We start from the raw sequence: 12,016 nt of genomic DNA, 5'->3' as shown, positions 1-12,016 counted from the left end.
TCCGTTGATAAAGGTGGGGAGCCTGAACTGACGCGTCAGGATCACCCTTTGTAAATTTTTTTCATACATCAGGATAACGGCACCATTGCCGCGATCGTAGGCTTCACGGCTCTGCTGCTCCGTGCTGCCGTCTTTTTTCCGGAGACTGAAGGTTACTTTCTTCAGGGTGTACCAATTGTCTGATAAGATTTCTGTTTTTTCTATGTTTACCTGCATGTCTGCATTTTTTTAAGGTATCGGTAATCGTTATTTTTTCTGTAGTAAATCGCTGAGTGCCGGCTTCAGGTGAGGAAACTCAAACCTGAAACCTGCATTCCGTATTTTTTCAGTAGAAGCCCTGGAACCCTCCAGAACCGCAACTGAAAGTTCACCGAAGATTATTTTCAGGACAAAAGCCGGAACATTAGGCATGAACAGCGGTTTATTCAGAACCTGTGCTGCCGTCTGTGTCAATTCCCTGTTGGTTGCATGCTCAGGAGCTACAGCATTAAAAGCCCTGTGAATTTCAGTATTTTCCATGGCAAACCGATACATGGAACAGATGTCACGGATATGGATCCACGGCATATATTGTTTTCCGCTTCCCAACGGCGATCCGATACCAGCCCGTATGGTAGGAAGCATCTTTTTCAGGGCGCCTTCCTTTTCGGAAAGGACCACGCCCGTTCTCAGCTGCACCACCCGTTCTGCAATCTGCTGATCTCTGAATTCTTCTGCAGCCCGTTCCCAGAGCACAGTAACTTCACTGAGGAAATCGTTGCCGGGCATATCCTCTTCTGTAAATATTTTATCCGTAGTTTCGGTACCGTAGTAATTGATCCCTGAAGCAGATATAAAAGATCTGATGTTCTGCCTGTTCTTCTGCAGGGCTTTTAAAATAAGCCGGGCCGAATCCACACGGCTGGAGATGATCTCTTTCTTTCTCTCATCGGTCCACCGTTTTTCAGCTACGCCTGCACCTGCAAGGTGGATGATATGAGAAACATTTTCAAGGGCCCGCTCATCCAGGGTTCCTTTGGCTATATCCCATTCGAACTCGTGATCATTTTTCTTTTTCCGGGTTAAGAACCGGACGCTGTATTTCGGAGTAAGCTGTTTTGATAATTCTTTTGCAATTAGACCGTTGGCGCCGGTAATCAGGACAATTTCTTTCATAATGCTGGGGTTGATCTCGGTTTACGACTGTTTCCTTACAATCAGGATAAAATCTTCATCCAGAAGTCTATAACCATAATCATAAATAAACCGGTATTCGGAACCGTTTTTGTAAACTTTCAGATTGGTAAAATAATCGAAATCAAAACCCAAGCCATCAAGTTTCGCACGGGTAACCTTTGCCTTACCGTCGGTATTGATTTCCGTCAGGATCCTGTAATTCTTACGTAACCTATTGTTGATGTTACGCATCAGGTTGCTGGAGTCTTTGTTCTGTTTGTTATTATAAGCATTGCGGCAGGCATCATTACAGAATTTCTTATCTGACCTGCCGATAATTTTTTCACCACATTCTAGACAATTCATAAGATATCTTTTTTCATTTTGTGTGTATGATTTGATTGTGTTTTTTTCCTGATCAGCTTTTTCAACCGGCTACTGACCGGATAACTTCGGTTGGGAGTCATATTGTTAAAGACCAGAGCGGTTATCAGCAGGATAATACAACCTGTAAGTACAGGGGAAAAAACATATCCGTAGCCGAGTGCCGGGATCTTTCCGGTGGAGCTTACGGCGATCAGTGCCGTGGCGCCGCCCGGCGGATGCATGGTTTTGGTAAACTGCATCAGTACGATAGAAAAAGCTACTGCAAGAGGAGCGGACAGCCAGATGATATCCGGAACAATTTTAAAAACGGTAACGCCGACAAGAGCAGAAATCACATGTCCGCCTATCAGGTTCCTGGGCTGCGCGAGCGGACTTTCAATAGCGCCGTAAATCAGTACACTGGAAGCCCCGAAGGATCCGATGAGAAAAATATTTTCCGAAGCCCATAGCATGTGGGACTGGATAAAAGCAATACTCCCGATTCCGAAAAATGCTCCCAGAAACGACCAGAAATGTTCCCTGTAATCCACCAGGGTTTCCCGGTAGATCACGTATTTCGAAATCCTCAATGTCCGCCTGATCCTCTTTTTCATAGAATCAAAGATACAGAATTATCTGTTGGGAAAAGATGAAGATCTGAAAGCTGAATACATTTCAACGGATGCTAAAAGCCCGTTTATTTCTGAGTGAAAGCCATGACGCTCTCAGACCAGGGAGATTATTCGGAACACAAAACATCAGAGAGCCGCTGAACCTGCTGATATATAAGGTGGAATCAAAATTTCCGGATAGAATCTGAAATAAGATCCTGGTCTTACATTATTTTATATACCTGCACACTGACTTTATCTTGTGAAAAACCATTTTCCGGATTTCAGGAGAAAACGATATTGTTTTAAGACAGTGCGTTCGAATGATGCTTTTCACCCTTCATTTGTAAAGGTCCGAATGATATGATGATCATTTTTCAACTGTAAAATTATTATTCGTTTTCAAACGACTACAAACGGATTTAAATAATTTTCTACCGATTCGGGGGGTAAAGTCTGCCAATCTTTGCAACAGAGAATCGGGAAAACAGTGAACGTCCCGGATCTGAATACTAACCTTAAAAATTAAATGTTATGTCACTAAGAAACAGAATCACACTGATCGGTCACACAGGAAAAGAAGTTGAAATGATGACTTTCGACAGCGGAACACCAAAAGCAAGCGTATCGCTCGCTACCAGTGACCACTACACCAATGCCAAAGGCGAAAAGGTTGAAGAAACACAATGGCACTCCCTTGTCGCATTCGGAAAAACGGCTGAGATCTTTCAGAAGTATGTTCCGAAAGGAAAAGAGATCGCTATAGAAGGAAAACTGACGTACCGCTCGTACGATGACAAAGATGGTGTTAAAAGATATATCACAGAAATCAGGGTGGAGGAGATCCTGCTGCTGGGAGGCAAATAAGTAAAAACAGAGAAAATGAAAGTAAAAGTTTTCAGCATCAGGCTGCAAAAGGATTTTCTATATGAAGATCAGAGAAAACTGGACGCATTTCTGGAGTCCAATGAAATCATAAAAGTGGAAACCGCTTATGTGAACGACGAAAATTACTGGTCTGTGGTGCTTTATTTTGATGCGCTGAAGATGGCAGGAGATCAATCAGCCCTACCTGTGGTGAAAGAAAACAAACCGGTAAAATACACCGCAGAGAATGATGAGCTGAGTCCTAATGAAGAAAAAATCCTTGACGCATTGAAGCTCTGGAGATCTGAAAAGGCCAGAGAACAGAACCTGCCGACGTATTTTATCGCCAGCAACAAAGAACTTCTCTCGGTAGCCAAGTACAAACCCGCGAAAAAAGAAGAGCTGCTGGATATCAAAGGCTTTGGCAAACATAAGATAGAAAATTACGGCGAAGAGATTCTCGGAATCCTGGAAACCGCATGAAGGTAAAAACACAAGTGACCGAAAAAGGGTGAAGAAAGCTGGAAGAAACTGATCTTCCGGCTTTCTGATCTGTATCCCCAACCGTTTTAAGCAGCCGGAAATAAGAATATTTCGGAGAATAACCTGTTTTATGAACCAAATACAGTAAAAATCTGCCAGATCCACTTTACCTGCCGGCGTATGGTTTAAGATCAAAAGTATAATAAGATATAACCAGGTGAAACTATAGTCCGGACCTATGCTTTTACCGTGTATACCATTACCTGTTTGAGTAAAAGTTTCGTTTGTCTTACTATGATTGGTATTGATTGTCTTATTCCGAGAATCGGGAAAGACCTGAAATTATAACGATTTTACCCGGATTACGTCCTGCTTTTCTTACCTCAGATTTTCGCTGACAAACAGATTTTTCTCCTAACCTACAGTACAGGCCGGCAAAGAAAGGATCAGCAGGGTGATGCAGAAGAATTTAATATGGTGCATTCTCATTCGGCTGGCAGGCGGTATTGCCGCTTCGATTATTGCCCTACGGCATGCAGGATAATGATAAGTCACAACATAATTTCTATGCTTCCACGTATGATTCTGTGCGGAATGATTCATCTGCATTCTTTTCTGATGCTCTCTAAATCTTTGGCAGAATAGTAAAAAGTCCTTTCAAATCCTTATTTTTGCAGGCATATCAGTAATACACTAGCATTCAATTAGACAATGAAACCAGGTTTAGCAAAAGGCACAAGAGATTTTACCGCACTGGAAGTTTCCAGAAGAAGATATATCATCAATACACTACAGAAAAATTTTGAACTTTTTGGGTTCCAGCCTCTGGAAACCCCGAGTTTTGAAAATCTTTCCACCCTTACCGGAAAGTACGGCGAAGAAGGAGACCGCCTGATTTTTAAGATTTTAAATTCAGGGGATTTTTCTGCCGAAGTCAATCAGGATGACTGGGAAAATAAAAACCATCAGAAACTGACTTCCCAGATCTCGGAAAAGGCACTCCGTTATGACCTTACCGTACCTTTTGCAAGATTTGTGGCGATGAATCATAATAAGCTCACCTTTCCTTTTAAGCGGTACCAGATCCAGCCGGTCTGGAGGGCAGACCGGCCCCAAAGAGGCCGTTTCAGGGAATTTTATCAGTGTGACGCTGATGTCGTGGGAAGTGAAAGCCTCTTACAGGAAGTAGACCTGGTTCAGCTGTACCTGAAATCATTCTCCGAGCTTGGAGTTGCCGTAACCATTCATATCAACAACCGCAAAATCCTTTCCGGCCTGGCAGAATATGCGGGAATTGCCGATAAACTTATTGATTTTACCGTAGCCTTGGACAAGCTTGATAAAATAGGAAAAGAAGGAGTGGTAAAGGAACTTTTGGAACGTGGAATCAATCAGGAATCCATTAGCAAATTGGATTTTCTGTTCACCCAGTCTGAAAACGCTCTTGAAAACCTTCAGCAGCTGAAGGAAAAATTTAACGGGAACGAAACAGGCCTGCAGGGTGTGGAGGAGCTTGAATTGGTAATCAACCATTCGTTGCAGCTTGGGGTAGATGCCGGAAGTCTTGTATTCGACATTACATTGGCCAGAGGGCTTGATTATTACACCGGGGCCATTTTTGAGGTAAAAGCAAACGATGCAAAGATGGGGTCCATAGGCGGTGGCGGAAGATATGATAACCTGACTGAAGTTTTCGGCGTAAAAAATATACCGGGCATAGGGATTTCCTTCGGACTCGACAGGATTTATCTGGTGATGGAAGAACTCGGCCTGTTCCCTGACGAAGCAGCTTCCAAAATGGAATACCTGTTCGCCAACTTCGGCGGCAATGAATCACTGCAGGCCCTGCAACTGATCAGGCAGCTGAGGGAAAAAGGGATTTCTGCAGAATTGTATCCTGAAAATGCCAAGCTAGGTAAGCAGTTTACCTATGCTGAGAAAAAAGGGATCAGGAACCTGGTGTTTCTGGGAGAAGAAGAAATTAAAAACGGTACCGTAACCTATAAAAACCTGGAAGCAGGAGAGCAGAAAACTGTTTCCGTGGAAGAATTTTTGGGCAGATGATGCATCAGGTTTCCGGAGAATGGATAGAAAAATGGCTTACAGGCTGGTCTGTATCAAGAGGCCTTCCTTTACCGGAACAATGGCAGTCGGGATATAAAGTGAAAGTAGGACAGGAGACGCAGAAAGAAAGGTATGTCTTTCCACAGCTGAACAATGATTTCATCCGGCTTGCCCAATCGGTTGATGAGCCATGGATTCATCTGAAAGTCTGTGCTTCCTATGAAGAATTCCGGGATCTGATTCCGGAAAGGTGGCAACCGCAGCCGCAGGGGTACATGATGAAAAGTTCTGTTCCTATGACAACTGCATCCGGCTGCATCGGAACGGATTACTCCCTTAATGTAACAGAGCATAAGCCTGATTCATTTATTGTGAACATCAGGTACCGCAAAACGGAACAGGCTGCTATCGGCAGACTGATCATCATTGATGGGCTGGCCGTTTATGACAGGATCAGAACCGAAAGCAACCACCAGCGGAAAGGACTGGCCACACTGATGATGAAGAGCCTGGAATCCATTGCTTTATCCAAAGGAATTACTGCCGGCCTGCTGGTAGCCACCGAACAAGGCAAGCCTCTGTACGAATCATTAGGCTGGGAAATGTATTCCGTATACACCTCCGTTTTGATCCCGGAAGTCATAAATCCACTGAAAGAATCAGGAAGTAACAAACTGAAGTAAGATCATCACTCAATTTATACGATCTGCGTCCCGAAGATCCGCTCATTTTTTTGTAATTTAGAATCTTCTATTACGCTCACAGAATAATAATGTAAAATGTAAACCTATAACCGATGAATACCATTTGCGGATTGTGCGGAACACCTTTAACCTCCATGGATACCCTGCTGGGTGAAAATAAACTGGCAGACGGCCATGTCCTGTGCAATAAATGCCTTAACCAGGCTACAGCCATCAACAGGGATGTCGAAAGTAATCTTGGTCAGTTGTTTCTTCCTGAAATACGGGGAATCATTCTTGAAGGCAAATTAGGCGTCTCCGAAGCCTCACCGGACGCACCGGCATCAGCTAGTCCGAAAAGCAGTGCCGCGAGTTTTGGCTTTGGCGGCCCTGTCAGCAGGCTGGATGAAATCCAGGACCAGATCGTCGCTCTGAATGCGAGAATCAGTATTTTTGCCAATGCGGAGGTCAAAGAGCTCGTTCATGTGCTGGAAAGAGATGAGAAATTAACGGCAATTGCAGAAGGCTTAACCATGCCCGGAAAGATTGAAGGACTAATTTTTTCTACCCAGAGCAGGGTCGTTTTTATCGACAAGAAATTTTTCGGGAACATCCAGAAGGATGAGTACCTGTTCCGCGATATCGCATCGGTAGACCATTCCGAAAGCCTGCTGTATTCTACACTGAAAATAAGTACGAAGAGCGGGACCGTTGCAGAATTCAAGCTGCATAATAAAAGTGACGGAAGAAATTTTTCGGCAGCCATGCAGTTATACCGTAATGAGAGCAGTCCGCGGCCCGTTATGACGCAACAGCAGCAAAAGCCACAGATCCAGGCCTCTTCTTACAATTTTTACAATCTGCCCGTATCAGAGTCTGCCGTACCTCAGACTCCGCCGGCACTTCCGGTACAGCCTTCCGTGAACCGCCAGAAAGAGTCTCCCGAATCTATCTTTGAACAGCTGGAGAAGCTGGGCAAGCTCCGGGAAATGGGGATCCTGACAGAAGAAGAATTTGCCGGACAGAAGAAGAAGCTCCTGGACAGGCTATAATGATATGAAAACCCTCTGCAATCTGACAAGTAAAAACTCATGAAAGATTATTGTGTAATATGCGGGAAGGCACTGACTGCCTTAGACCATATGCTGGGAGAGAACAGGCTTTCGGACAGCCATCTTCTGTGCAACAGCTGCCTGGAGAAAGCCAGCAGTGTACATCAGGAATTGCTGGAACATCTTGATCGTTTCAGCAGCAATGATATCAGAAACCTTCTGGAAAACGGTGCCCCGGAACTGGTTCCTGTACATCCGGCAACAATTCCGGTACCGGAAACTGTACAGCGTTTACCTTCCGTCACCGGCGGATCTGAAATCCTGCCTCCGCAGTTCTACAAAAGAAGACTTAAGGAAATAAAGCAACAGCTGAAGCTGGCCAAAGCGAATCTCTCCATCTTTGCCAAAGGTGAAATCAAAGAGCTGCCTCATCTCCTGGCTACCGATGAACCTGTTCTGGCAGTTACAGATGCTCAGTTTGTGAAAACAATGGATGCCGGAATCCTGCTGGTTACCCCGAAAAGAATGATCTCAGTTTCAAAATCAATGTTCCAGCTGGCAAAAATCCATGATTACCCGAACGAGACCATTCATAAAGTAAGTTTCAAAAATCATTTTTTATCCCCGGTGATCAGGCTTCATACGGATACAAAAGTCGTGGAATTTGAATGTTTCTGTGATAAGCGGGATGCCGGAATTTTCTATGATTTTATTGACAAAATATACAATACGAACCATCAGCAGAAAACGGATGAAGCAAAAGCCGCCGCAATGCCGGCAGCCATTCTTGAACAGCTTGAAAAACTGGCGGCTTTAAGGGAAAACGGAGTCCTTACCGAAGAGGAGTTCACCACCCAGAAAAAGAAACTTCTTGAAAAATTATAAATATTCCGTAGTACTCAATGACAGACAACGAAAAGTATAATCACCGGCTTTTACAGATTAAAAGCGAACTGGGAAATATCCCGATGCCGATCGTTACGATCTTTATGAATAAGGAAATGGAACGCCTGCCTCATATCCTGGAGCCTGAAGAGAAAATCATTCATGCCGTTACCGGTAACTGGAAGGGCAAAAAGCATGGTCTTTTGACAGCGACCGATAAACGGATGATCTTTTTATCCTATAACCTGTTCAATTCGTTTGAGGAGCGTTTCAGTTATGAGAATATGAGTCCTTTATGCTGTGAACAGGGGATGCTGTATGGAGACATCATCATCCAGGCGGATACAAGGGTTGTTATTAAAAGGGTCAACAATAAAAATAATGCTGCAAGCTTCTGCAACACGGTGAACACACTTCTCACCCGCCTTACGGTTTCCGGAAATTCCGGGAATGCCGTACCTGATTCAGAAGATGTTTACCGGTTGCTGGAAAGTCTTGGCAACCTCCGCGAAAAAGGAATTCTTACAGAACAGGAATTCGCGGAACAAAAAAAGAAACTGCTCGACCAATTGTAAGTACAACGGGTTGCTCAATAAGAAAAATAAATTTATAATTCATGATCAAAAGTCTCATTTTTAAACTTCTCAACGGCAGATGGTATTTTGCTCCTGCCATTACCGTTCTTTTCTCCCTGTTTTGCTGGCTGCTGCTTGTTATTCTTCCCGTTTTCCCTTCAACATGGATCACATTGAATGCATTGCCCGGTATTGCTGCTATTCTGAGTATGCTGCTGGGGGTCTGGAGAATCTTTAAAAAAGAATTCAAAAACGGGATCCTCCAGATCTTTGCGAGTTTTTTTGTAATGGGTTTCATGGGATTCCTCTTCGGTACAGCATTACCGAAAAGTCCGTATAAAAAGTATACAGGAAATATCAAAGCACCGGGAAATGAACAGATGCACATGCCGCTGATGCTTGCTTATGACGGTGAAAAACCTTTGCAGGAAGTAAAACAAGAGGATATCATTCTGTATGATAATGATATGCCGGGACAGTACAGATACGAAATATTCCTGAATAAAATTGAGAAAGGAGAGGTTTATCTCAGGATCTTCGATCTCAAAACCAACCGCATCCTTTCTGAGAAAGAAGTGACCAAGAGATCTAAAATAAAGGTATCCAATCCTGCTGAAGACCTCAGGGAATTCGGACTGAGCAAAAATTTCCGGATATCCGAAGGAAGCTGGGGCAACTATTACGGAAGCCGGATCGAGCTCTGGTTCCAGCCGGCAGACCCTGAGCAGCCTGAACGGAAGCTGCTGACCAGGTATTACGTGATTCAGGGGAATTAAACGCGGTTCAAACTCATCAATGATATGGAACATTATTTAGACATCAATAAAAATTCATGGAATGCCAGGGTCAACACCCATCTGGAATCTGATTTTTATTTCGTTGACGAATTCCTGAAAGGCAGAACTTCACTGAATTCCATTGAACTGGATCTTCTGGGAGATCTTACAGGAAAATCTGTTCTGCATCTGCAGTGCCATTTCGGACAGAATTCTATTTCCCTTTCCAGAATGGGAGCACAGGTTACAGGTATCGATCTTTCCGATAAGTCCATTGAAGCCGCCGGGGAGCTGGCACTGAGAGCAGGAACCGATACCCGGTTTATCTGCAGTGATGTGTATAGTCTCCCTGACTGTCTGGATGAACAGTTCGACATCGTCTTTACCAGCTATGGAACTATAGGCTGGCTTCCCGATCTGGACCGGTGGGCAAAAATTATTTTCCGCTTTCTGAAACCTTCAGGTAACTTTATTATGGCTGATTTTCATCCTGTTGTCTGGATGTTCGATGATGATTTCCAGGACATAAAATACAGTTATTTTAATACTGATCCGATCTCCGAAATCACTGAAGGCACCTACGCCGAACCCGATGCAGATCTGGTCCAGGATTTTGTTACCTGGAACCATGCGCTTTCCGAAACTTTGCAGAGCCTTATCAGTAATGGGATAGAGATTACGGATTTCAGAGAGTATGACTGGTCACCCTATCCCTGTTTCAGGCATGTAGAAGAGTTTGAAGAAAGAAAATGGCGAATCAGCCGTTTTGGAAATAAAATACCGATGGTATATTCCATTAAAGCAGAAAAAAAGCTGTCACCATAAAATCGTGACAGCTTTTTTGCTATATATGAATGTTAAAATAACCTTTTTTAGCTAACAGCTTCCTGTGTCTTGCTTTTGAGGTCTTCAGCTTTATCCTGAGCCTGAGAAGCTACATCATTTGCCTTATCCTTTACCTGCGAAGCTACATTGTTCGCTTTGTCTTTTAAGTCATTCCCCCACTTGTTGAAATTATCTTTAGCAGTGTTGATCTTATCCTTTACCATCTGCTTATCCTCTTTGGATGAGTTTTTGTATTTCCAGTAAGCCAAAGCTCCAATTCCAACCAATGCCAATAAACCTTTTGTCTTATTTCCCATGATTTCTATTTTTTAAATGTTAATATTAAATTTGTTACCTATTATCATGTAAAATACGTGCCAAAAAAATAATTACATTTATAAAATAATGTTAAAGTCAATTAAATAATTCAAAATTTTCACCGTCAAAACTTGCGAATACCATAGTAGGATCGGAGTCCTGATGATAGATATTACCAGCTTTATCGATAGCAATCGCACCGGCAAAACCTTCAATGGATTTTAATTCGCTGAAAGTTCTGGTAAAAGCCTCCGGAAGGGACATTCCGTCGGTAACGCGGGTAACGATCTTGGCAGCAGTTGCATTGCTGACAATATCTTCACCTACGCCGGTACAGCTTACGGCACAGTATTCATTGGCATAGTTTCCGGCCACTGTAGCTGAATCGGAAATGCGTCCGGGGATTTCAAAACCTTTTCCTCCGGTGGAAGTGGCCGCTGCGAGTCTGCCGTCTTTATCAATGGCAACACAGCCAACCGTTCCTTTTCCGCCGTTTTTCAGTTTTTCTTCATATTCTTTCCGGCGTTGCGGGATCTCAGTGGAGTAGTCGGCAAATCCGTGCTCGGTTGCATACTTTTTAGCTCCGCTGCCTCCGAGGACACGGTCGTCTTCACCGATAAGGGCCTCAGCTATTAACACAGGATTCTTTACATTTTCAATGTTGATGACACCACTCATTTTCTGGGTTTCCCCGTTCATGATGGCCGCACTCATCCGGATCATGCCGTCTCCCTGGATCTGTGAGCCGGTTCCTGCATTGTACAGCTCATCATCTTCCAGCAGCGAAACGGCATATGCTGCGGTCTCGAATGCCGTATGATCCTTTAAATAATCGAAAGCCTTGCGGACAATCTCTTTCAGTGAATTCTGTTTAGCTGTTTTTATTTCATGGCTCTGTCCGCTTTCCGAGAAAAACCCGCCGTGGATGATTACTTTCATATAGATTATATAGTATACTGTTACTGGTTGCTTATTCTCAAATATACGAATATTCTTGCAGGAAATTTACATCATCAAAGATGCATAAATCCATGCCGTAAATCAGAACCGGCTAAAAATTACGGATCGTATCATGTTCCAATGATCTCATGTACCCAAATGCAAAAGGTAACATCAGGATTTGAGCTGCAATAATTTTATACTAGTCTCTGTACCGTATTCTGATTTCCGGTCGGGAAGTATGGAATAAGCCCACTATGAGTACCGCTTGGATCAGAATAAATCAATCAGAGACTAATAAACCGCATGACAAATATTCATCATCACTTTTTTCCGGTATATAAAAATTATTGTCATTGTCTGTGGGAAAACTTACATTTCACCACTGACCATTGGTTATGTGTCTGTTAATTGTCC

Annotated in this window: 14 protein-coding genes and 1 pseudogene; 9 read left to right on the top strand and 6 right to left on the bottom strand. The window is 43.4% G+C overall.

The genetic code is table 11. From position 1 onward, the window contains the following. The 4 genes and pseudogenes from QZ735_RS18870 to QZ735_RS18855 all read right to left on the bottom strand — a co-directional run. A pseudogene (locus tag QZ735_RS18870) lies at positions 1–216 on the bottom strand (GDP-mannose pyrophosphatase); the annotation flags it as partial. A 30-nt stretch (positions 217–246) separates the two neighbouring features. After that, a complete protein-coding gene (locus QZ735_RS18865) occupies positions 247–1,155 on the bottom strand; it encodes a TIGR01777 family oxidoreductase (protein WP_294251978.1) in 909 nt (302 codons plus the stop codon). A gap of 21 nt (positions 1,156–1,176) precedes the next feature. Further along, positions 1,177–1,521 carry a hypothetical protein gene (locus tag QZ735_RS18860; RefSeq protein WP_294251976.1) on the bottom strand — a complete coding sequence of 115 codons (345 nt, stop codon included), beginning with the start codon at positions 1,519–1,521 and terminating at the stop codon, positions 1,177–1,179. Continuing rightward, complete coding sequence (locus tag QZ735_RS18855) at positions 1,518–2,135, bottom strand: HPP family protein (protein WP_294251971.1); 618 nt, start codon at positions 2,133–2,135, stop codon at positions 1,518–1,520. The genes QZ735_RS18860 and QZ735_RS18855 overlap by 4 nt, the downstream gene beginning before the upstream one ends. Positions 2,136–2,666: 531 nt before the next feature. On the opposite strand from QZ735_RS18855, the gene QZ735_RS18850 reads away from it, so the two are divergent. The 9 genes from QZ735_RS18850 to QZ735_RS18810 all read left to right on the top strand — a co-directional run bounded on the left by QZ735_RS18850 (position 2,667) and on the right by QZ735_RS18810 (position 10,342). Further along, positions 2,667–2,999: a single-stranded DNA-binding protein gene (locus QZ735_RS18850; protein WP_294251968.1), complete on the top strand. Its 333-nt coding sequence runs from the start codon at positions 2,667–2,669 to the stop codon at positions 2,997–2,999. A 15-nt stretch (positions 3,000–3,014) separates the two neighbouring features. Next, positions 3,015–3,482 (top strand): HRDC domain-containing protein, encoded by a 468-nt coding sequence (locus tag QZ735_RS18845; protein ID WP_294251966.1) that lies wholly within the window; start codon positions 3,015–3,017, stop codon positions 3,480–3,482. 711 nt (positions 3,483–4,193) lie between these two features. Continuing rightward, positions 4,194–5,546, top strand: coding sequence for a histidine--tRNA ligase (gene hisS, locus QZ735_RS18840; protein WP_294251963.1), 1,353 nt, complete (start codon positions 4,194–4,196; stop codon positions 5,544–5,546). Next, positions 5,543–6,229 (top strand): GNAT family N-acetyltransferase, encoded by a 687-nt coding sequence (locus QZ735_RS18835; RefSeq protein WP_294251960.1) that lies wholly within the window; start codon positions 5,543–5,545, stop codon positions 6,227–6,229. Before hisS ends, QZ735_RS18835 begins: the two co-directional genes overlap by 4 nt. 113 nt (positions 6,230–6,342) lie before the next feature. After that, a complete protein-coding gene (locus QZ735_RS18830; protein WP_294251957.1) occupies positions 6,343–7,281 on the top strand; it encodes a PH domain-containing protein in 939 nt (312 codons plus the stop codon). A 39-nt stretch (positions 7,282–7,320) separates the two neighbouring features. Further along, positions 7,321–8,166 carry a PH domain-containing protein gene (locus QZ735_RS18825; protein ID WP_294251954.1) on the top strand — a complete coding sequence of 282 codons (846 nt, stop codon included), beginning with the start codon at positions 7,321–7,323 and terminating at the stop codon, positions 8,164–8,166. A 17-nt stretch (positions 8,167–8,183) separates the two neighbouring features. Then, positions 8,184–8,741 (top strand): PH domain-containing protein, encoded by a 558-nt coding sequence (locus QZ735_RS18820; RefSeq protein WP_294251951.1) that lies wholly within the window; start codon positions 8,184–8,186, stop codon positions 8,739–8,741. A 41-nt stretch (positions 8,742–8,782) separates the two neighbouring features. After that, positions 8,783–9,517 (top strand): hypothetical protein, encoded by a 735-nt coding sequence (locus QZ735_RS18815; RefSeq protein WP_294251947.1) that lies wholly within the window; start codon positions 8,783–8,785, stop codon positions 9,515–9,517. Positions 9,518–9,541: 24 nt separating this feature from the next. After that, a complete protein-coding gene (locus tag QZ735_RS18810) occupies positions 9,542–10,342 on the top strand; it encodes a class I SAM-dependent methyltransferase (RefSeq protein ID WP_294251944.1) in 801 nt (266 codons plus the stop codon). Positions 10,343–10,389: 47 nt separating this feature from the next. Here the strand turns inward: QZ735_RS18810 and QZ735_RS18805 are convergent, their stop codons facing one another. Beyond that, the gene (locus QZ735_RS18805; protein WP_294251942.1) at positions 10,390–10,659 is read right to left on the bottom strand and encodes a YtxH domain-containing protein; all 270 of its coding nucleotides are present in this window, start codon (positions 10,657–10,659) and stop codon (positions 10,390–10,392) included. Between the two features lie 97 nt (positions 10,660–10,756). Next, positions 10,757–11,599 (bottom strand): isoaspartyl peptidase/L-asparaginase, encoded by an 843-nt coding sequence (locus QZ735_RS18800; RefSeq protein ID WP_294251939.1) that lies wholly within the window; start codon positions 11,597–11,599, stop codon positions 10,757–10,759. Positions 11,600–12,016 lie beyond the last annotated feature (417 nt).

The sequence above is a fragment of the uncultured Chryseobacterium sp. genome, assembly GCF_913776365.1.
Classification (GTDB): Bacteria; Bacteroidota; Bacteroidia; order Flavobacteriales; family Weeksellaceae; genus Chryseobacterium.
Note: the sequence above shows the minus strand (reverse complement) of the source record. Positions and strands in the feature narration are given on the sequence as shown.

What these genes read in the sequence shown, in the direction of transcription:
- QZ735_RS18865 (WP_294251978.1), bottom strand. Translation starts at nt 1,155, where the DNA reads ATGAAAGAAATTGTCCTGATTACCGGCGCCAACGGTCTAATTGCAAAA.
- QZ735_RS18860 (WP_294251976.1), bottom strand. Translation starts at nt 1,521, where the DNA reads ATGAATTGTCTAGAATGTGGTGAAAAAATTATCGGCAGGTCAGATAAG.
- QZ735_RS18855 (WP_294251971.1), bottom strand. Translation starts at nt 2,135, where the DNA reads ATGAAAAAGAGGATCAGGCGGACATTGAGGATTTCGAAATACGTGATC.
- QZ735_RS18850 (WP_294251968.1), top strand. Translation starts at nt 2,667, where the DNA reads ATGTCACTAAGAAACAGAATCACACTGATCGGTCACACAGGAAAAGAA.
- QZ735_RS18845 (WP_294251966.1), top strand. Translation starts at nt 3,015, where the DNA reads ATGAAAGTAAAAGTTTTCAGCATCAGGCTGCAAAAGGATTTTCTATAT.
- hisS (WP_294251963.1), top strand. Translation starts at nt 4,194, where the DNA reads ATGAAACCAGGTTTAGCAAAAGGCACAAGAGATTTTACCGCACTGGAA.
- QZ735_RS18835 (WP_294251960.1), top strand. Translation starts at nt 5,543, where the DNA reads ATGATGCATCAGGTTTCCGGAGAATGGATAGAAAAATGGCTTACAGGC.
- QZ735_RS18830 (WP_294251957.1), top strand. Translation starts at nt 6,343, where the DNA reads ATGAATACCATTTGCGGATTGTGCGGAACACCTTTAACCTCCATGGAT.
- QZ735_RS18825 (WP_294251954.1), top strand. Translation starts at nt 7,321, where the DNA reads ATGAAAGATTATTGTGTAATATGCGGGAAGGCACTGACTGCCTTAGAC.
- QZ735_RS18820 (WP_294251951.1), top strand. Translation starts at nt 8,184, where the DNA reads ATGACAGACAACGAAAAGTATAATCACCGGCTTTTACAGATTAAAAGC.
- QZ735_RS18815 (WP_294251947.1), top strand. Translation starts at nt 8,783, where the DNA reads ATGATCAAAAGTCTCATTTTTAAACTTCTCAACGGCAGATGGTATTTT.
- QZ735_RS18810 (WP_294251944.1), top strand. Translation starts at nt 9,542, where the DNA reads ATGGAACATTATTTAGACATCAATAAAAATTCATGGAATGCCAGGGTC.
- QZ735_RS18805 (WP_294251942.1), bottom strand. Translation starts at nt 10,659, where the DNA reads ATGGGAAATAAGACAAAAGGTTTATTGGCATTGGTTGGAATTGGAGCT.
- QZ735_RS18800 (WP_294251939.1), bottom strand. Translation starts at nt 11,599, where the DNA reads ATGAAAGTAATCATCCACGGCGGGTTTTTCTCGGAAAGCGGACAGAGC.